At 50.1% G+C, this 21,001-nt stretch carries 17 protein-coding genes; 6 read left to right on the top strand and 11 right to left on the bottom strand.

What is annotated here, in order from left to right:
* Window positions 1–314 precede the first annotated feature (314 nt).
* From ABXR35_RS18785 to ABXR35_RS18765, 5 genes are all read right to left on the bottom strand, one after another.
* Window positions 315–1,544 (bottom strand): MFS transporter, encoded by a 1,230-nt coding sequence (locus tag ABXR35_RS18785; RefSeq protein ID WP_367063575.1) that lies wholly within the window; start codon window positions 1,542–1,544, stop codon window positions 315–317.
* Between the two features lie 329 nt (window positions 1,545–1,873).
* Window positions 1,874–2,911 (bottom strand): ROK family protein, encoded by a 1,038-nt coding sequence (locus tag ABXR35_RS18780; protein ID WP_367063574.1) that lies wholly within the window; start codon window positions 2,909–2,911, stop codon window positions 1,874–1,876.
* A 10-nt stretch (window positions 2,912–2,921) separates the two neighbouring features.
* On the bottom strand, window positions 2,922–4,148 hold the full coding sequence (locus tag ABXR35_RS18775; protein ID WP_367063573.1) for an ROK family transcriptional regulator: 1,227 nt from the start codon (window positions 4,146–4,148) through the stop codon (window positions 2,922–2,924).
* Between the two features lie 297 nt (window positions 4,149–4,445).
* Window positions 4,446–5,462 (bottom strand): PTS sugar transporter subunit IIC, encoded by a 1,017-nt coding sequence (locus ABXR35_RS18770; protein WP_367063572.1) that lies wholly within the window; start codon window positions 5,460–5,462, stop codon window positions 4,446–4,448.
* A 347-nt stretch (window positions 5,463–5,809) separates the two neighbouring features.
* Window positions 5,810–6,259, bottom strand: a complete 450-nt coding sequence (locus ABXR35_RS18765) for a FlxA-like family protein (RefSeq protein ID WP_367063571.1) — start codon at window positions 6,257–6,259, stop codon at window positions 5,810–5,812.
* Between the two features lie 608 nt (window positions 6,260–6,867).
* Here ABXR35_RS18765 and ABXR35_RS18760 point away from each other — a divergent pair.
* Window positions 6,868–7,380, top strand: a complete 513-nt coding sequence (locus ABXR35_RS18760; RefSeq protein WP_367063570.1) for a cupin domain-containing protein — start codon at window positions 6,868–6,870, stop codon at window positions 7,378–7,380.
* Window positions 7,381–7,491: 111 nt separating this feature from the next.
* Here the strand turns inward: ABXR35_RS18760 and ABXR35_RS18755 are convergent, their stop codons facing one another.
* Entirely contained in the window at window positions 7,492–9,552 is a 2,061-nt protein-coding gene (locus tag ABXR35_RS18755; RefSeq protein WP_367063569.1) for a methyl-accepting chemotaxis protein, read from the bottom strand.
* A 391-nt stretch (window positions 9,553–9,943) separates the two neighbouring features.
* On the opposite strand from ABXR35_RS18755, the gene ABXR35_RS18750 reads away from it, so the two are divergent.
* Entirely contained in the window at window positions 9,944–10,117 is a 174-nt protein-coding gene (locus tag ABXR35_RS18750; RefSeq protein WP_367063838.1) for a hypothetical protein, read from the top strand.
* A gap of 204 nt (window positions 10,118–10,321) precedes the next feature.
* Here ABXR35_RS18750 and ABXR35_RS18745 read toward each other — a convergent pair whose 3' ends face one another.
* From ABXR35_RS18745 to ABXR35_RS18735, 3 genes are all read right to left on the bottom strand, one after another.
* Window positions 10,322–11,236, bottom strand: a complete 915-nt coding sequence (locus ABXR35_RS18745) for a serine/threonine protein kinase (RefSeq protein WP_367063568.1) — start codon at window positions 11,234–11,236, stop codon at window positions 10,322–10,324.
* Window positions 11,237–11,274: 38 nt separating this feature from the next.
* A complete protein-coding gene (locus tag ABXR35_RS18740) occupies window positions 11,275–12,321 on the bottom strand; it encodes a GTPase (protein WP_436669389.1) in 1,047 nt (348 codons plus the stop codon).
* A 101-nt stretch (window positions 12,322–12,422) separates the two neighbouring features.
* Complete coding sequence (locus ABXR35_RS18735; protein WP_367063566.1) at window positions 12,423–13,451, bottom strand: zinc-binding alcohol dehydrogenase family protein; 1,029 nt, start codon at window positions 13,449–13,451, stop codon at window positions 12,423–12,425.
* 336 nt (window positions 13,452–13,787) lie between these two features.
* Here ABXR35_RS18735 and ABXR35_RS18730 point away from each other — a divergent pair, with 336 nt between their 5' ends.
* From ABXR35_RS18730 to ABXR35_RS18715, 4 genes are all read left to right on the top strand, one after another.
* Window positions 13,788–14,651, top strand: a complete 864-nt coding sequence (locus ABXR35_RS18730) for a sugar phosphate isomerase/epimerase family protein (RefSeq protein ID WP_367063565.1) — start codon at window positions 13,788–13,790, stop codon at window positions 14,649–14,651.
* Window positions 14,648–15,835, top strand: coding sequence for a Gfo/Idh/MocA family protein (locus ABXR35_RS18725; protein WP_367063564.1), 1,188 nt, complete (start codon window positions 14,648–14,650; stop codon window positions 15,833–15,835). Before ABXR35_RS18730 ends, ABXR35_RS18725 begins: the two co-directional genes overlap by 4 nt.
* Before the next feature lie 32 nt (window positions 15,836–15,867).
* Window positions 15,868–17,016, top strand: coding sequence for a Gfo/Idh/MocA family protein (locus ABXR35_RS18720; protein ID WP_367063563.1), 1,149 nt, complete (start codon window positions 15,868–15,870; stop codon window positions 17,014–17,016).
* A gap of 167 nt (window positions 17,017–17,183) precedes the next feature.
* Window positions 17,184–18,029, top strand: a complete 846-nt coding sequence (locus ABXR35_RS18715; RefSeq protein ID WP_367063562.1) for a helix-turn-helix transcriptional regulator — start codon at window positions 17,184–17,186, stop codon at window positions 18,027–18,029.
* A 312-nt stretch (window positions 18,030–18,341) separates the two neighbouring features.
* Here ABXR35_RS18715 and ABXR35_RS18710 read toward each other — a convergent pair whose 3' ends face one another.
* Complete coding sequence (locus tag ABXR35_RS18710; RefSeq protein WP_367063561.1) at window positions 18,342–20,276, bottom strand: S-layer homology domain-containing protein; 1,935 nt, start codon at window positions 20,274–20,276, stop codon at window positions 18,342–18,344.
* A gap of 94 nt (window positions 20,277–20,370) precedes the next feature.
* Complete coding sequence (locus ABXR35_RS18705; RefSeq protein ID WP_367063560.1) at window positions 20,371–20,877, bottom strand: hypothetical protein; 507 nt, start codon at window positions 20,875–20,877, stop codon at window positions 20,371–20,373.
* Between the last annotated feature and the right edge of the window lie 124 nt (window positions 20,878–21,001).

The following is a 21,001-nucleotide window of genomic DNA, read 5'->3' as shown; positions in this document are numbered from 1 at the left end:
ATGATCTGTCCCGCTGCATATGCCCGTCGTATGCTTTGCCGTGCTTGTTATAACATGCCAGACTGACATCTCATATCATCATTCATCCACTTGATCCTTATACAAGCATAATCCCACCGAATGATGTAAGAATTCCTCTGTTTTTATCCTTTTATCATCCCGAATGTAGGATTACCTAACTTCGGTAAACTGCTTACACTAACTTTTATTTTACACTTTTCTGCGTAAACTGTAGAGGGGATAAAGGGATTATCTTTTTAAATCGACAAATTTTTTCATGATAGAGAGAGGGAAAGTTCCAGATCATGACTGTTTTACGTGGAAATAGGTTGCCGACTGCGAAGCGCTACATAGCCGAGCAATACAGCTCCAAGGAACGCACTAATCACACATGATAGATTCATTGCCGCTGCGCCGCCTGATTCCAACAGGTAACCATTTAGCAAATTACCAGCGATACCAGCCAAACCGACAAACACCATATTAAAAATACTTTGTCCTGTCGCCTGCATATGCTTGGCAGTAATGCGTGATACATACTCAACCGCCGAAATGTAGAAAAAGCCGAATGACAAGCCATTCAGAAGCTGCACAGCAATCATTACCCATGGTATAGGGAACAAATACTGAATACCCCAGCGCAAAATATAGGCAAATGCCGCTACTAGCAGCATGCGCTCATGCCCGAAACGCCGAATGACACGCGCCGCAATCAGCATCGCTGGAATATTCGCTGCTGAGGCAATGAACAGTCCCACCCCCGCCATTTCCAGCGTACCGCCTGCTTCTTGAAAGGACAGCACAAAATACGAGTTAAACGCCGTCAGCGTCTGATTCACCAGCAAACAACCGCCGAGAAAGCATAAAAACATCTTATTTCCCAGCAGCGTCCGAATGCCCGCCGACAGGGATTGCGATAGCACCCGACTCTCATCTGAACGGCGTGGCAGCCAGAACGTTAACGCCGCCGCCAGCAGATTGAACACCAGAAACGGAATCCAGATCAGCGACACATCCAGCCGACTGATATACAACCCACCTAGATAACTACCTGCCGCTGTACCCAAACTACCAAGAAAGCGAATCGCTCCATACGTCGTATGCGCCTTTTGCGCCGCTACCAACGCATACGAATCCGACATCGGTGCCTGCGTCGCCGCAAATACCATAGATAAGGTGTAGATAACCGTCAGCACCAGAAAATACGGACTCTGGTAAAAGATCGACAATACCGCTGGCACTGCCACACTGAGCATCAGCACCAAGCGCATCTGCTGAAATCGGTCAACTAGCATGCCCCATATCGGCTGAATCAGAATCGAGATCAGTGTTCCAATCGACATCAGCAATCCTACCTGCGCACTGCCCATTCCACCATGCACCAGCATGGACGACAAATACGGGTTGAACATGCCACCCGCTAAGCCCGCCAGCAAATAAAACCCACGAATACGCAGCAATGTCTGCCGCGCCTCGGTATCTACCACCGGACGCTCCGCAGCCTGCTTGCGCACGCCCGCCTTCTCACCAAACAACGAACCCATTCACATTTGCTCCTTTATCCAATGGAGTGCCTGCTTCAATCGGCAGGCTTTTTTGTCTGTTTGTTTGTCTATTTTTCCTTTATTTTCAGCTATTCCACTGTTTTAGCTGTTTTAGCTGTTTTAGCTGTTTTAGCTGTTTTTCAGCTATGGTATTCTCTCTGATTCGGATACGCATTGTATTTTTGTACACAGTAGGTTTCTTATCCGATGCAAAGGGGGTTACAGAAGTTCAATTGACGTTTACCAAATCAAATAGCTCCCAGCAAGGAATCTTATTTAGCATCTACAGCTTGGCTGCGAGATTTACTTAAAATCCACTTTGGTGTCAATCAGATGTTTTCTAACGCTCTAGCTGTCATCACGCCGTACACCGCACCAAGCGCTCCGGCTTCGTTGCCAAGCTGTGCCGGGACGATCGGACAATCAATCGGTACTAGACTCTGCGTCCGTCGCTGTAATTCCGCCATATAATAGGCAGATTCCGACACACCGCCGCCGACAACAATACATTGCGGATTCAGCAGGGAAATAATATTCGCTAGCCCCGCTGCCATATAATCCAGTGGCAGATTCATGATCGCCGCCGCTTCCGCATCACCCGCAGCAGCCAGTTCCAGTACATGTACTGCTTGTACCTGCTCTACTTGTCCGTTCGCCGCCTGCAAGATAGCATCGTTTTTTTGTAAAGATAATCCATCTTCTCTCAACCAACGCCGTGCGTGTTCACCGATGCCCGTGCCTGACGCCAGCGATTCAAAGCGCCCAAATTCGGTGCTGCTTGCCTGCTGTACATCTATTCCTCCCGCTTGGTGATCGACAACAAAGTATGAAATCTCCCCCGCTGTATAATCCGCTCCATGATACAGCTGACCATTGATAATAACGGCGCCGCCAATGCCCGTACCAACCGTTACCATGACAAGATGACGACGCCCCGCACCAGCACCAAGCCAGCGTTCACCAAGTGCAGCCACATTCACATCATTGTCGAGATACAGCGCACCGTCATAATGCAGAGCGATCAACTGCTTGAGGTTGACGCCATCCAGCGGCAGGGCAGGTACATGACGAATCGTGCCTTCTTCTGGGTTCACTGCACCCGGCAATCCGATACCGATGCCACCTAGCTGTTGTCGAGTCAATCCCTGCTCTTGCAATACTTCATCCAGCACGGCAAATAGCCATGCTACAAAATCCGCAGGCTCCGCCGTTTGCACCGTCGGTCGTTTGCTCCTTGCAGCAATCTGCCCGTCGCGGCGGGCAAGTACGATTAATGTCTTGGTTCCACCAATATCAATGCCTGCATACCAATCAGAGGAAAGAGGTGATGCTGGTGGGATCGTGATTCCATTCTGCTGTTGCTGCATAATTTGCCTCCTAGTTGTGTAGGGATACGGGTGTGCCGACAGCCAGCACATCCTCTCGAATATGGACAAATGCACGCTGTACACCCGCCCGTGCTGCTCCGCGCATAACCGCGCTGTCGCTAAGAGCGGAAGACTTCAGCTGCGGCATTGCTGGTACAAGGGGTTGCAGCGATTGTTGTAGCTGCGGAAGGAACAACTCCGCTTGACTGCCAATCGGTCCGCCGAACACAATCATCTCCGGTGATAACAACGCCGTCATTTGGCTAAGCGGCAGTACCAACCGTTCCACATATTGCTGCATAATCGACTGCGCGCCGGGCTGCCCCTGTGCCGCTGCATCCAGCAAATGCTGTACATGCCAGCCGTCCATTTCAGAATCTGGATGCTGTGCTGTATAATCTGACATCAGCTCGCGTAGCCCTTCACTGCCAATCTGCTGCTCCAGCCTGCGAGGCTGTGCAGGTGCTTCAGCCGACAGCGATGTCGCCGATTGTCCGATTTCGCCCGCGGCTCCATGAAGCCCACGGTACAGCTTGTCGTCGATCATCAGCCCCGCCCCGACGCCTTCACCGAGATACAAATAGGCAAAATGGGCAGCTGTTCTCGCCACGCCATATTGCTTTTCCGCAGCAGCAGCCAGATTCACATCATTGTCGAGCAGCACCTCCATGCCGAGTTGTTGGGACAAGGATGCGGACGATAGCAAAGACATATACCGATTCAGCTGAGGTAATAACGTCTGAATCTTACCTGTTACCGGATCGACAACCGCTGGAATACCCGCACTGGCAAAACGAATCTGCTCCGGCAAGATGCCCAACTCCTTTGCCCCTTGATGTAAACGGGACAATAGCATTGCCGCCAACTGCTGCTCATCTGGCTGGTCGCTACACTCCGACCAGTACACTGGCTCGCCCGCTACCACATGACCAGACAGATCAGCGATGCCTGTCGCAATACCTTCTGGTCCAATATCCAGCACAAATAGATAAAATACCGTTGCATTAAATTCCAGCACCTGCCCTTTGCGCCCCTGCTGGTTGCTGTCCAGCCCCGTTTCCCGTACTAGCTGCCGATCCAGCAAATGCTGTACTGCTGCCGATACAGTGGGCTTGCTAATTCCGGTACGGCGACTAATCTCCGCTCGCGATAGACCCGGATATTGTACGATCAGCTCCAAGATCAGATACTCATTAAAATGACGAATCATCTGCGGATTACCGATAGATGTTGGCATAGGTCCTCCTTTTCGTTTTCGTTTTCGTTTTCGTTTTCGTTTTCGTTTTCGTTTTCGTTTTCGTTTTCGTTTTCGTTTTCAATCGAATCAATCGCCAAAAACAGCACCAAAACCAATGGTTGTTTGCTGCATAGAAAGTGTAGGATGATTGTATGTTTTATATTAGTAAACTTTGTTTACTAATTGGGTTGGATTTAGTATACGCCCGCTCTTAGGCGCTGTCTATGGTTATTTCTCATCAATAACCTATAAAAATGACAAAAAAAGCAGGCTTTCGATGGAAAGCCTGCTTTCTCTTTAACGTACTTCCATATGCAGATCGCCCGGCTTCGTCCAGCCGATCTTTTTCAGTACGCCATACAGCGCCAGTGTAATAACCGCTGGCAATACCATCCCGGTCAGCACATATACTGTAAACGCGCCTGCACCTTGAATCGCCAAAATATTCAGCGGGGCAATCAGCGAGTTCAGACCAAGCCCCGCCAATTCGTACGATGCCTGAAAATGGAACAGCAGCGTCGCAATCGGTGCGCAGATGATCGCAGAGATAAAGGTCGGAATGACCAGCCGTGGATTTTTGACCAGATTCGGGAACTGCACTTTCGGCGTGACCAAAAACTGAGCGATAAAGCCGCCCGCGTCATTTTGCCGTACCGACATCAGGGTAAATCCGACAAACTGCACCGTACAGCCGATCAACGCCGCCGCACTGGATACCGGATCTAGCTTGAGTGCAATCGCGATGGCTGCCGACGATGCCGGAGACATAAGCAAAATACTCCATACCAGTGAAATCGCCATCGGTGCCAGCAGCGGATGCCCTTGTACCGAGGTCGTAATCGCTGCACTGATCGTCGTCAGCATCGGAGTGACCACTGCCGCCAAACCAGCACCAACCAGTCCACCAACCAAGACAGCACCGAGCGGAATCGCCATCATGTCCAGCTTGGTGCGTCCGGTAATTCGTTTACCGACGTATGTAGCTGCCGCAGCTGCTAGCACGGCGCTGATCGGCTGACCCGTTACAAGCGTCATGCCACCATCCGAATTTATATGTAGAGCTGCGCCGCCGATTGTACTTGCCGCCATGGCGCTAAACAAGACGAGCGAGTTGCCGCCCAGCTGGTACGCAATCCCCGCGCCCAATGCCGGTGCCAATAACAGCTTGGTCACTGTGCCGATCGACACTAGCGTATCCCAGCCCAAAAACTTGCCAAACGTTTCAAATAACAACCCGATCCCCAGCGTGACGAGAACCGCGTTTGCCATGCCTGCTGATGCTTTGTACATGCGACTGATGAAATACTCCTTCATTGTACCGTTTCCCCTTTATGCCAGATCTACATGATGCCATTCCTTCTATTCCGTTCCAACGATGAAATCAAGGAAAAACATTTGCGTTCTGTAATCCTACATCAGCGATTTAACGCTGTAAACTATTGTTTTTCAGAAATTGCAGCAAATACACAGAATTTTCGCAATTTTATGGTCATTCACAATTCCGACCAGAAAACCAGAACAAACAAAAAAGCCGTCCCCAAGGCGAGACGGCTGGTGCGGCTTATCAATCAAGCCTGCTTCATGCTGCATATTCCATTGGCATGCCGGTTGCAGATGATCAAGTGCTTCCTCTTCATTCGGCTAGTCAGACGGATGTGCGATTAGACGCTTGCGTTAAACAGGCTTCCGATGCCCATTTTGGCAAAGCTGCGTTCTCTGGCTTCTTGCTGTTCTTGCTCTTTCGACCTTTTGGCTTCACTGTTTTGCATTTTTTTCATCGCATCCAGTGTTGCTTCTTCGGTCGACTTCGGCTCATCCGTTGCGCTGGTTTGCTCGGTGGATGTGCTGTCTGTTGTGCCGTCGGACGAGCTGTTGCTAGAACCGGAACTTGCTTTTGCCTGTGCGATCTGGCGTTCAATCTGTTGAATCTGCTGCTGAATTTGCTTGATTTGCTGCTCTGTATCCGAACTTGTTTTGTCTGTGCCGGATTGAAGCTTGGTCAATTGAGTCTGCAGCGTTGCTTTTTGTTTTTCCAGCGCGGCCGTGTTGCTGGAAGATTGAGTCGACGTATACGCCGACGCTGTTGTTGACGAGGTGGATGAAATGTTCATGGGAAAACTCCTCTGCTCCGTAGATTAACCCTCGTCCTGTTCCAGAATTCCCACTGTCTTTATCGGCAGAATATGTTGGTTTGTGTATATGGGTGGAGTGGGAAAAGCGGAGTTTGGTGCAGCAGGCGCTACGGGAAGGAATAAGGGAACGTCCTCGGGTGGAGCCGCGGGAATCTTTGAATCGAGGAGGAAATGAAGATTCCCGCCCCTCCAAAGCAGTAAGATATTTTGCTTTGCAAAAATCATGTTTCATTGAACCCCTTGTTTGTAGAACGTAAACACTATAAGTCGTCCTTTCCCCTTATTTCCTTCCCTCCGCTTCGTGCTGAAGCAAACATTCGCTTTTTGCAGGGTAATGGGTAGAGGGAAAAGAAGGGTGAAGGATTTCATCTATCTGGGTATGTAGGGATGTGAGGAATGTGGGGATTTTTATTTTTTCGCAGAGATGGGTTTGGATACAGATTTGATGAGTGTGGAAAATGGGTTAGGGGTGGTAGGGCTTCTTGGATTTAGGTGTGGGTTCGATTTAGGTGTGGGTTCGATTTAGGGGTGAGTTGGATTTGGTGGGGAAATTGGTGACATTGAAATGGATGAGGAGGATGTTGGAGATGAGTGAATTTGTGAAGGGTGTGCGGGAGGTTTATTTTGAGGATGATGGGGTGATTCCGAATTCGAGGTTGGCGGTGTTGATATATGAAGGGGTGTTGAAGGATCGGTTGGGAGATGTGGAAGATGTATTTAATGAGAATGGGTGGTTGAATAGCTGGGTGAATGGGGTGTTTGGGTATCATCATTATCACAGCAATTCGCATGAGGTGTTGGGGGTTGTGAGTGGAGACGTGACGGTGCAGTTAGGTGGGGCGCATGGGCAGGCGTTTACGTTGGTGGCTGGGGATGTTGTCGTGCTACCAGCGGGGACAGGACATAAGCGGTTGAAGGCTAGTGAGGATTTTCGGATCGTTGGGGCTTATCCGGGCGGGATGTCGTATAATACGCGTACGGGCGAGTCGGGGGAATATGAGCAGGCTTTGCAGGAGATTCCACGTGTGCCTGTGCCGGATTCTGATCCGGTGTTTGGAGCGGATGGACCGTTGGTTCGGCTTTGGCGTGAAGGGCGTTGATGAAAAAGACCCGATCGAGGTTGAACTCGGTCGGGTCTTTCTGGTGAGACGATTGCGTTGGATATGGTATAGCTTGATGCGATTGCTGTAGAAAATAGGGATCACTCTGAATCAAAACTTGAACTTGTCGACCATACCGCTGAGGCGTTCGGCGCTTTCGTTCGTTTTCTCAACTTCAGCGGATACGTTGCTCGCTTTTTCGAGAATCGCTTGTGCGGCTTCGGCGATTTCTTCGGTAGCATCGGCGGATTCGTTGTTGGACAGGGCGATTTCGTGGATCGCTTGTGCCAAGTTTTGTACGGACGCGCTCAGTTGTTCACTGGTAGCGCTGAATTCGCTCACCATGCGGTCAATATCGCTGGCATCTTGCATATAGTAGTCGCTTGTCTGCTGCATCATTTGATAATCGGCGGCAATTTCGTTGGTCAACAGACCGATCAGACGACCGGTATATTGTTGCAAGTTACTCACGGAATCGACCACTTCTTCGGTAATGTCTTGAATTTGACCAACGGTATCGCGTGATGCGTCTGCAAGCAGGCGGATTTCGTTAGCAACAACGGAGAAGCCTCTTCCTGCTTCACCTGCACGCGCCGCTTCGATGGAAGCGTTCAATGCAAGCAGGTTGGTCTGTTTGGTAATTTGCAAAATAGATTCGCTCAACGTTTTGATCATTTCGACCGATTTGGATTGCTCCATGGCTTCGTCCAGCCCAGCCTTGATCTCATTGTAAATGGCACTAGTACCCGCAATGGATGAGGTCAGTTTTTGCTTCAATTCTGTGGCGCGCACATTGATGGCATTAGCATTCTCTGCCCCCTCCTGTGCACCACGAGCAATCGTATCAATCGCCGTTTCAAACTCACGAGTCGACGCGCTGATCTCCTGCGTCGATGCAGCGGTTTCTTCCATACCTGCGGACATATTTTGCGTGGTTGCAGATACATCCTGAATGCTGACAGACATATTTTGAAATACGCTATGGGTATGCGCATTGACGGCGCGCAGTTGCTCCACTTCACTGGTTACAGCGGTAATCATCGCACGAGTCGATTGCTGCATATTATCCATGGCGCGCAGCAATTGACCCGTCTCGCCATTGAGCTGTTTGTATTTGCCAGGAATGTCGGTGGAATAATCGCCACGGGACATACTCTCCAGACCGGAAGATGCCAGTTGTACAGGACGGATAATGCTGCGAACGAGCAGGAACATGATCATCAGTGCCACGATCAGGCTGATCACAGTCACCAGAATCATCAGCACGATCATACCATTCACGCGCTCCATGTATACGCTAACTGGCTGCATTGTCACTACCGTCAGACCAAGAGAGCCGTCCTTTTGGAATACAGCCATATAGCGCATGCCGTTGATTGTAACAAAGCCATTGCCACTAGTGTTAGATTGAATCTTAGCGTACATGCCTTCTGTATCGACTTTACTCATGTTCAGCTTCATAACCTGCGATTTGTCCGGCGATGCTACGACATCGCCATTCGCGTTCAATACGATGGTGTCTAGCGTGTCACCTTCACTTTTCCGTACAACATCTTGCAACAGTGAATTCACATTAAGCGGTGCTGCGAAAATCGTCGGTTCATTGTTTGTCGCACCATTTGCTGCTGCAATGACATTTCCGATTACGATTACGGAAGAACCAGATACTGGAGACGTCATAATGTCACTAATAAATGGACCCGGATTTTGCTGAACCTTCGGATACCATGGGTCTTTCTCAGCTGACGGTTTGTAGCCAACTGAGCTACCGCCGATGCCGTCTACATACAGCGCACCCTTATACATGAAAAAGACATTCTCATACAGTCCGTCAGAATCTTGCAGCTTCTTCGTGATGTTCTCGCGGATACGGCTCAATTCTTCTGTATTTGGTGTACCTGTACGATCCAGATTGTTGAAGAAATCGACATTGTACGGATCATTAACGACCGCTTCTGCCGCACTTTGTTGAGATTTGATGATGATGTTCAGTTCTTTTACCTTTTCATTGGCTACACTGGACAGGGATTGTGTATTGGATTGCTCATACGATTCGGTCATCCGGTAACCGACGATCAGCATAACTGCGATCATCGGAATAATGATACAGAGCGCCGAAATCCCCAATATCCTTACGAAAAGACTACCTGACCATTGTTTCAATTTACTCATAATAATAATGTTCTCCTTTGTACCTTCTGTCTAAAATGTGCTTTATACTTACCGCCTATGCGTCATCCGTCATACAAAACAATGAATATAGTCACTGGTATATGTTCAAGTATATAACCTTGGTAGTGGTTCTTTAAGACTACATAATTGATTATATCCCAAATATGTTGTGCTGAATCACTATTTATGTTTTAAATAATTAAATTTTATAAAATATATTAAAAGTCATACAAAGTAAGTCTATGTATACATATAAAATACGTTGTCAGACGAAGTCTACCTTAAAATTAGCTAAAATTATTTCTTTTTCGTGTTTTTTTGTGTCTGAACAGAAACCCGTGGGGAAACCAATCGTATACACACGATAAGATTACCAAAGGAGGTTATTCATATGGGTCTTATTAAGAGCATTATTAAACAGGTCATGAATTCCAAATCTTCCTCAAAACGCAGCCATCGTTCCTATAGCAGCAGCGACCGTTACCGTCGTGGTGGTCATCATAATCAGTACAATCATCACCATTACAAGCGTCGCGGCAAGGGAAGCTCGTACAGCAGCAGCTGATCAATGTCAGCCTACACGAATCTGTTGAGCGCAACGCCATACAAGCAAACGCATTGTCACACAAAAAGCAGCTTCTTCCTTTTCTAAAGGAGAAGCTGCTTTTTTCATGCGACTTGGTGTTATCACACTCATCACAAAATATTTCGATGCACAGTGCATCAGGTGTACTCATCGTGCATCCTGTGCATTCATCCATAAAAGAATTTACTTGCCGTTATCCAGCACTAGCAGCGCCTGTCGTATATCCCGCTGCACCTCGTCCAGCACATCATAAGGCGTATCCACTTGAAGCAATCGCCGAATCAACTGACGCGTGTGCGGATGAATATCCAATTCGTCTTCCCAGCTGGCATCCGGTGATAGCGGATTCGATTTCTCATTTCCATTGCCATTCACAGCATCCCGATCCTGCGACGAGGGTACGCTCCGCTGATCATCGAAGCTGCTGTACAGCAAATACAGCAGCAGATGCCCCATCCCGTAAAAGTCGCTGCGTACATGCAAGGAACGGCGAATGATCTTCTCCTGCTCATCCCCACTGACCAGTTCATCTAGCTGCTGCACCAGTGCAGGCGGCTCATCCTGATGCCATGTCAATCCAAAGTCGATCAATTGAATACGTCCTTCATCCCACAGCACATTGGACAAGCTAATGTCGCGGTGTACCATCCGCCGCTGATGCATCCGCTGCACCAATTCGCACAGCTCTAGCATGAATTGCAGCGACTGCTTTTCTGTAAACGAATGATGCTGTTCAAACAGCAGTTCGCCGATGTTGTACCCATTCATAAACGACATCACCAGACAGCGCTGCTTATGATACACAAAATGATCCAGCAAACGCGGCATATGCGGATGATCCAGCGCCTGCATCGCACGCAGCTCGCGATCATAGATCAGCTGTGCGCGCGGATCGCCGCCGCGTAGCGGTTGGATCGTTTTCAGTACAACGACCTCTCCATGTGCTGACCTGTCGCGGCAGCGATACGTTACGCCGTAGCTGCCTGTACCAAGTCGCCCTTCCACTTCATAACGTCCATGAATGACCGTACCCGGCGTAAAATGCCGTTCCTGCCACCAGCGAGACAGATGCCCGCCCATTCGCTGTAATGCTCTCAATCTTCAACCAGCCTTTCCCCTGTACATCGTATGGTCGTTTATTGCGGCAATTTGCCCTTGTCGGTCTTCGTACGGAATTTGCGATATAGCTTGCTAATGCTCTCTGGAGTTACGTCGATTTCGCGCTCATACGCGTATTTGACCGAATAGCCCAGCGCCAGCGTAACCGATCCAGCGATACCCGCCGCAGCAACCGAACCTGCCCCGGGAAACAGCTTCACCACCTGCGCGAACAAGGTACGTCCCAGATTGCCGACGATGGAGGCGATCACGATTTCCTTTGCCGCTTCCCGGCTGAGCGGACGCTCATATAGCGTTGCCAGTCGCGTAAGCAGCCCAATCTGAATCGCAGTTAGCGGAATAATGTCCGCTCCCGGCAATGGAGCTGCACCGATGGCGCCTGCCGATGTCGCTGCGCCGATAATCCACTTGTTGGCGATAGAGGATTTTTCCTTGATTGTGCGGGCGAAGACAATGTCCTTACTTTTTTTTTTGAGCAAATCGAGAATGGCGTAGCGCAGCTTCTCAATATTCTCACCCGTGCGAGACGATACCGGAATGACCTCGTAACGGTCGCCAGTCTCTTGCCGAATCCGTCCAACCAGTCGGTCGATCTCTTCCGCAGCGTCGATTTTGTTCAAGACGATCAGAATATCAGTGTTGATCTTCTCCAACGCTTCCAACGACTTCTTCTCCGCTTCGGAAAAAACCGTGCCTGCTGCATTCAGGAAAAATAACACCACATCCGTTTTGCGATAATAATCGCGCGTGCGTTCGGAATTGGCGGTGTTCACATCGTTCAAGCCGGGGGTATCGATCAAGATAATTTTGTCGCGGTACGGATATTCGCGAATTTGAGTCGTCTCGCCCGGCTCCGCGCCTACACCTGCCACGTCATCACCGATAATACGATTAATGGTAGACGACTTCCCCGCATTCACATCACCGACCAGCGCGATCATTACTTGCTGCTCCATCTGGCGGTTAATCTCGTCCATTTCCTGATCAAATGCCTGATCTGCCCGTCGTCCAATATCCGCCTTGAGCTGCTTGTCCTTGAGATTCACGATGACTCCTCCGTCCATAAAATAACTGAATTGGATATGAATAATGTAGAGCCTAGCTGATGTATTCTAGCTAATGTATGAATGATATGTTGGATTAGAGAATGCTTTGCTGTTGCACTTTATTCCCAGTTTTCCAATACCAGCTTGCCAATGGTACTGCCGGATTCCAGCTGTGCATGAGCCTCGCGCAGATTGGCGGCGTTGATTGGCTCCAGACGCTCCGATTCAGTACTGTGGAACACGCCTTCATCGATCAGAGCAGCTATCTTTTGCAAAATCTGCTGCTGTTGCTGCATATCCGCCGTTTCATATTTGGCACGAGTAAACATAAACTCCCATGCAAATGAAGCACTTTTATCCTTGAGCAGTTCTAGATCCACCGGCTCTGCCGTCTCTACAATCGAGCAAATATGCCCCTGTGGCGCGATAGCGTCCGCCATGCCTTTCCAATGCTGATCGGTATGATTCAGACAGAAAATATAATCCACCTCGCCAATACCAAGCTCCTTCAGCTGTGGCAGTAGTTCCTCGCGGTGGCTGATCACATGATCTGCACCATGCGCCAGCGCCCATTCTTCCGTTTCTGAGCGTGAGGCAGTGCCGATCACCGTCAAGCCCGCCTGACGCGCGATCTGGGTGGCGATAGAGCCAACTCCACCAGCAGCATTGATGATCAGGATGCTTTTCCCTTTATTATGTGCTGGATCTTCCGATACACCCAGTCGATCATGAATACCTTCCCATGCAGTAATCGCCGTTAAAGGCAGTGCGGCAGCAGCGGCAAAATCAAGCTGCTTGGGCTTGTGTGCCGCAATTCGGTAGTCCACCAGATGATACTGGCTGTTGCCGCCCGGACGCGTGACACTGCCCGCATAATATACTTCATCTCCCGGCTGAAAGCCCTGCACGCTATCACCGACTTGCTCCACGATACCGGCAACGTCCCAGCCGAGAATGCGCGGTTGCTCTTCCACTTTATCTTTGGGAGCACGCAGCTTGGTATCGACCGGATTGACCGAGATCGCCTTCACCTGCACCAGCAGATCGTTATGACCAGCAACCGGCTTCGGTATCTGTACATCCTGTAAGCTATCTTCGTTTTCAATCGGTAAATATCGGGTCAATCCTACGGCTTTCATATGCGTCATCACTATATCCTCCTCTAGTTTCCGTTCTATATTGATGCAATGACATCATCGTCACGGCATAACATCTGTTCTTATTGTAAAAGAATGGCTGGCAGCCAAACAATACAGTACGTTGTATAATACCCTTTTTTGTCGCAGATGATGCCAATGTTTGCAAACCAGTGATGTCCAGAGAGCTATGAATGTTCTGATATTGTTCATTTGGGGATGTGGCTTATCTGTGATTCCACTGTTGCTCTACAGGTCTGTGTTCCGCTTGCTGTGCATGCTACAATGCCAGTGTTTACAGGCGATCTGATCACGACAACAGTCCAAGGGACAGGAGTGGAAACAGACATGATGAAGTTATCCGTATTTACGGTATGTACGCCAGAGTTAACCCCAGAGCAGCTAATCCAAGCGGCGGCGTCAACTGGCATTCAAGGCATCGAATGGCGATATGCAGCCATTCCACCAGAAGCTGCGGATGAAACGCCTTCCTTTTGGCGGCACAACCGCTGCTCCCTCGATCCTCACGGTGATGTTGCCGTTATGGATACCATCCGCCAGCAGACAAAGCAGCATAATGTGGATTCTATCGCACTGGTTCCCTATTTGAAATGCGGTGATCTGGATGCGGCAGCGCAGGCATTTGGCACCGCTCAGCAACTGAATGTACAGATGATGCGAGTCGGCGTGCCATCCTATACTGGCGAGCGGCATGTGGAGGATTTGCAGGAGGAAGCCGTTCGCTATCTGGATGCGATTCAGGATATGGCGCAGCAATATGGTGTGAAGGCATTGGTCGAGACGCATCATGGCACCATCGCCCCAAGCGCTTCGCTGGCGCTGCGATTGGTGGAACGCTTCAATCCAGCGTATATCGGTGTGCTATACGATCCGGGCAATATGGTACACGAAGGATTTGAACATTACCGTATGGGTTTGGAAATGCTTGGTCCCTATCTGGCACATGTTCATGTCAAAAACGCTGCTTGGCAGCAGCAGGACGGGCAATGGCAAAGTGGCTGGGCACCGCTGCATGAAGGCATCGTGCCATGGGCACAAATCGTACGACATTTGCAGCAGCTTGGATATGACGGGTATCTCGGTGTGGAAGATTTCAGCGGTCAATGGAATGGTGAGCAGATGCTACAGCATTTTGCCGATACCTTTCAGGCGCTGCTGCGGCAGGATTATGAACAGGAGGCGTTATCATGACCCCATCATCTATAAAAGTCGGCGTAATCGGCATTGGCAATATGGGCAGTGCCCATGCGCGTACCTTACTTTCCGGTGCGATTCCGGGCGCAGAGCTGGCAGCCGTATGCGATATTCGCGAAAGCATGCGCGCATGGACACAAGAGCATTTATCCGAAAAGGTGACATTCTGGAACGATTCTATTCAGATGATGGAGTCTGGCACGGTGGACGCTGTTATTCTCGCTACGCCGCATGACGATCATGCACGGCAGGCAGTCATTGCTTTTCAACATGGATTGCATGTGCTTGTTGAGAAGCCTGCTGGTGTAAGCGCAGCACAGGTTCGGGAAATGAATGAAGCTGCTGCTGCTCACCCGCAGAGCGTATTCGCCATTATGTACAATCAGCGCACCAATCCGGTCTATACCAAGCTGCGCGAACTGATCCAAGCGGGCGAGCTGGGGGAACTACGACGTATGAATTGGATCATTACGAATTGGTATCGTCCGCAAAGCTACTATGATTCTGGCGGCTGGCGTGCCACATGGGGCGGCGAAGGCGGTGGTGTACTGATCAACCAATGCCCGCATCAGTTAGATCTGCTGCAATGGACGACTGGGATGATGCCGGAGCGCATCCGTGCCTTTTGCCGATTCGGACATTATCGTGACATTGAGGTCGAGGATGATGTAACCGCCTATCTGGAATATGCGAATGGTGCGAGTGCGGTATTCATCACAACTACTGGCGAAGCACCGGGGACGAACCGATTTGAAGTCACCGGAGATCGCGGCAAAATCGTGATCGAACATGACAAACTGACCTTCTGGCGGCTACGCGAGTCGGAACCGGAATTCAATGCTCGCTATACCGGCAAATTTGGCAGCCCGGAATGCTGGCAATGTGATATTCCGATCAGTGAACAGGAAAGCGGTCATACCGGCATTATTCGCAATTGGATCGAAGCGATTGTAACAGGAACTCCTCTGCTATCACCGGGTGTGGAAGGCATTCGCGGATTAACACTGTCCAATGCGATGCTGCTGTCCACTTGGACGGATGATTGGGTGCAATTGCCGCTGGATGAACAGGCATTTGACCAACAGCTACAGCAGCGACGGCAACAATCGGTGTACCAGCCCGGACAGACGGCAGAGGAAGATACTACCGCCCCTGCCGATCTGAGCGCAACCTACAAATAAAAGCAATCTAATTAGGAAGGGAACGATGATGAATGAGCAAGGATGGCATGTTTTACGCACCAACTACGGACTATCACAATGAACCTGTATGCGCGCCCGGCGAATTTGTATTTGCGGCGGTAGCGCTAGATCACGGACATATTTATGGCATGTGCGCCGAGCTGATCAACGCTGGCGGAACGCTGCGATGGATCTACGACTCCGATCCACACCGCGCTGAGTCGCTGCAAAGCAAGCACCCCGAAGCACGCATTGCTCCTTCATTGGAAACGGTGCTGCATGACGATGAGGTGCTGCTGGTCGCAGCGGCAGCGGTAACTTCCGAACGCGGTCCGCTCGGTATTCGCGTCATGCAGGCGGGCAAAGATTACTTTACCGATAAAGCCCCTTTCACTACGTTAGAACAGTTAGTGGAAGCACGTATCGAAACTGCGCGTACTGGACGCAAATATATGGTCTATTACAGTGAACGACTGCACCAAGAGAGCACAATCTACGCGCATCAACTCATCCAGCAGCAAGCGATTGGCGACGTGGTGCAGGTCATAGGCACTGGACCGCATCTGCTGGCAGCACAGCGGCGACCCGAATGGTTCTTTCAACGCGAGAAATATGGCGGTATTCTGTGCGACATTGGCAGTCACCAGATTGAGCAATTTCTGACGTTCAGCTCATCATCGGATGCACATATCAATTTCAGTCGAGTGGCTAATTTCAATCATCCGCAGTATCCCGAGCTGGAAGACTTCGGTGAAATCTCGCTGACCGGTAGCAGCGGCGCATCGGGATATATGCGCGTAGACTGGTTTACACCGAATGGGCTTGGCACATGGGGCGACGGACGCACGACCATTCTCGGCACGGACGGCTATATCGAACTGCGCAAATATATCGATGTAGGACGCGAGCCGGGCGGCAACCACGTGTATCTGGTGAATCATGAGGGCGAATATCATTTTGACGTCTCTGGTAAAGTTGGATATCCATTCTTTGGGCAGCTAATCCGCGATGTACTGGATCGTACCGAACATGCGATGACCCAAGAGCATGCGTTCAAAGCAGCCGAAATCTGCCTACTCGCCCAGCAGCGCGCATGGAATCGTCCAAATGCAATGGAAGGCTTTGCAAGTCAACCAGCTGAGGAGACAGCAAGCTCAGCAGCTACGGATGCAAGCCAATAATTCGCCACAGACCCTAAATGACCATTTCCAGACTATAACTGATTATGAATACCGATATAATCGTGCAAACTTCATCCCCCCAAATCCAGCAAAAGGTCTGTTCCTCCCTTGATGACATGCTACAATAGAAGCAAATGTAATCGTTATCATCGGGAGGTGCAGCATTCATGCCGGATGCACTGCGGATGGAGCAAGCCGTCAACCTCGGCTATCGGGAAACGCGTGCGTTTGCACCAGTGGCGGCGGACGGATTTCATTCTCATCTGCATTACGAAATTTACTATTTTCACGAAGGTCTGTGCACCTATATTGTCGGGGAAAGCATCTACCAGCTGCATCCGGGCGATGTGCTACTGATGCACGGTCGTACTCTGCATCGTCCACATCCACAGCCGGGGCATCCGTACGTGCGCTCTACGCTGCATTTTGACCCTGCGCTGTTGAGTGAATATGTGCAGACGAGCTATGCTGACAAGCTGCTGCTGCCGTTTGAGCAATCCGGCGGGATTCGGTTACAGCTGACGCTTCAGGAGCGCAGCGATCTGGAAGTGCTGCTGGAGCAGTTAAGCCGACTGTCGCATGAGCCGCAGCAGGGTCAGATTCCGCTGCCTTTTATGATGAAGCTGTGTGATCTACTGGCATTGCTCGCTGAATGCTGTCAGCGGCAGGAACGCCCGGTCGTGCGTGAAGGCAAAGAGATGTATGCCCATCATATCGTCGACTATATTGAGCAGCATTATATGCACGATGTGACGCTGGAGCAAATCGCCGACCACCTGCATCTATCGCGCTCGTATGCGTCGTCGCTATTCAAGGAATGGACAGGCATGACCATTTTCAAATATTTGTATCATCGCCGAATCAATCAGGCAAAGCTACTGCTGCAATATCAGCACGATCTGCCAATCAGCGAAATCAGCCGCCGCTCCGGCTTCAAGCAGCCTGCCCATTTCAGCCGCATGTTCCGTGAAGAAGTCGGTTGTTCGCCAGAAAGCTATCGTTTGCGGGAATAGCGGGATACCGTGTCATTGTGCGTCAGTCGATGCGCAGTGTAATGGATTATGTATTGATGATAGTTAATTGTTAAAAGATGAATTGGAATGCGTGCCGCTTATATATTTTGACGATACAGTCAAAGTGGTTGTAGCATCCTATCGAATACAAAGAAAAAGCCGCATGCAGACGTTATCTTACGTCCATGCGGCTTTTTTATACATATAAAACGTGCGCCTTCGTGCCTTCGTGCCTTCGTGCCTTCGTGCCTTCGTGCCTTCGTGCCTTCGTGCCTTCGTGCCTTCGTGCCTTCGTATTAATTGTAACACCTGCTATCCCGCATTGATCCAGCCTGCTTTTTGCAACAAACGCCGGATCATACTGGCTGCCTGCGCGCGAGTCACATGACTTTGTGGCTCAAAATGTCCCTGATTCCCTTGTACGATGGCACTCTGCGCAGTAGCAGCCACCGCCTTTTTCGCCCAATTGGATACCTCTTTGCGGTCAGAGAAATGATTCAGCTGCTGCTCCACCTGACTGTCCGATAGCGCAGTCGATTGACCCGTGTAGTCCATCGCATGACTCATAATCATTGCTGCTTCCTCGCGCGTAATATACTGATTCGGGCGGAAATTGCCATCATTATATCCTTCAATCAGCCCATGATTGATCGCTGTTCCCACCACACCAGCATACCAATCCGAACTGTGCACATCTTTGGGCAAATGACTGCTCTGTTCATCCGCCAGTCCCAACGCGCGTACTAGCATCGCCGCAAACTCCGCACGTGTCACTTCACGATCCGGTACAAAATTGCCATTCTCTCCATTCACCACCAGCCGTGATGCCATATCGTTGACATCATTCTTGCTCCAACTGGAAGCTACATCGGCAAATGTCTTGCTGCTCTGTACCAGCGCATAAATGCCATCTGGTGCAGAACCATGAATCACTGCGCTGCCCGCTGTACCTGCACCTGCTGTATTTGTAGCAGAAGGAGCATCAGCTTCCGTATGGCTTGTCGTAGCGGAATTATTCGTACCACTAGATGGCTGGGCAGCGGGATCAGTCACTACGGTAGGCACCGGAATCATGCTGTTCTGAACAGGGTTCCAGCGAACGGCAGTTGTCGCATGAACATTACTGTTCGACGGATGCAAAGTGAGCTGCCGCCCCTTTATGGGAACTGAAGCAACTGCATTCGCCGCATTCCCATTGCCCTCTGTACCTGCGAACAACACTATCGGATCGATGGCAACCGGAGATGCAGAGCCACCCGTACCCGTCAATGAAAATTGCACTGGTGTACCGATCATCTCTACGCCTGCCTGTTGACCCGCCCGCTGTACCGCAGTCGCAATATCCGTACGAACCGGAGCAATACCGATATGAAGCGTCACATTCTGCAAAGAAGCCGGGCTGCCCGGTAACGCCAGCAAAGCAGCGCGGTTCATGCCCGACACGGGCAACTCATAATCGCCCAGCGGCGATTCCACACGAATGCCACCTTGCCCGTCATATAGCGCCTGCAATATATCTCCATTTAACAAGCAATCTACCGTGGTATAACCCGACGGAATCACAATCGGCACGATCCGGTCAGCGGCGGATACCAATTGCTGCACAATGCTGTCTTTGCGCAGCGTCACCGTTAATTGACCGGGTGCAGAGGATTGAGCGGTATACAGACCATTTCCATTCGGCAATACGGCTGTGCTGGAAGGCGTGGTGTTACTGGAATTGGAAGAACTGTCACCCCCAGTCGTCGAATCTGGATTAGAAGTTGTCGAATCTGTACCTGTCGCCGGATCTGTACCGATGGTCGTTCCTGACTGCCCTGTACTGCTACCATTGATGCTGATCGACGCCAATCGAAATGCTGTCGAAGGATCATCATGTAGACGTAAGGTCAGCCATCCCTGTGCAGGCGTAAACGGCGTCTCCCCGTCTGCTGCATCGTTCCAGACCCCATTGCTGCCGTCTGTGGAATCAAGGCTATACTGCATGGATGTCGTTGTATGCTCCAAAGCTGGAATCGAAGGATCAAGCACGACAGCTGCCAACGATGCCTCTGTATCCGCTGTTGGCGGATATACGGTGTATTGTACCTGATACGATCGCGCAGATGCCGAAGGCATCATTAATGAAAACAGCATACCTGTCGCCAGCAACATCACTAATATACGTAAGCCCATAAGGAATGTCTGCAAACGGCTATACCTGCCTGCGCTGGACATAGACAACGTTGCTATCGATTCATTGTTCATATGATTTCGCTCCTGTTTGCTATTGCTTATTCTACTTCTATATAACGGGTGCTGAACGCAGAATCATAATGCCTGCTGGCGACTTTTATGCCCATTAGTCAATGCTAACGATGTCCCATACTCCATCCGATCCTTTTTCCAAGTAAAAAGTGTACACATACGCTGTTGTTTCTTGCTCTATCTGTAAGGTCGCTTGCACAGGCACAAGCACGCGTCCTCTCTCCATATGCGCAGCGTCGATATGGGTAAATACAGTTGGACGATCCAACAGATCATCCAATCCACTGCCCATCTCTGGACTAATCGCATGGTGAAACGCCTTGCTGTCCTGCGCCACAATGGCATCTATCGCCTGTCGCAGCTTGTCTTTTATGGCGTTATTCAATAGAGGGTCTTGAACTTGATCCCACTCTATCTCGTCAGCGCTTGGTATGCGATGACTTGTCTCCGAATCGGTTGGCGATGCTGGCGCCGAAGAGGAAGAAGCTTCGCTGGGCGCCTGTGTAGTCGATGGTTCCGATACTTGTGTGTCCGTATGACTACAGCCAGACGATACGCTTAACGCTATAGTGCAAATCGCTGTGACGATCTTCTTGTACATAATCTACCCCTCCTTTTCTTATTCCGATTGTCAAATGATTGGTGCTCATCGCATTCATGTCTAGATGGTCTTCTATTTGTATCTATGGACTATCATGGCAAAACAAAAGCAAACGGTCAAAGTC

The sequence above is a fragment of the Paenibacillus sp. JQZ6Y-1 genome (assembly GCF_040719145.1).
In the GTDB taxonomy this organism is placed as follows: domain Bacteria; phylum Bacillota; class Bacilli; order Paenibacillales; family Paenibacillaceae; genus Saccharibacillus; species Saccharibacillus kandeliae.
The sequence above is the reverse complement of the archived record's forward strand: the minus strand, read 5'-3'. Positions and strand labels throughout refer to the sequence as shown.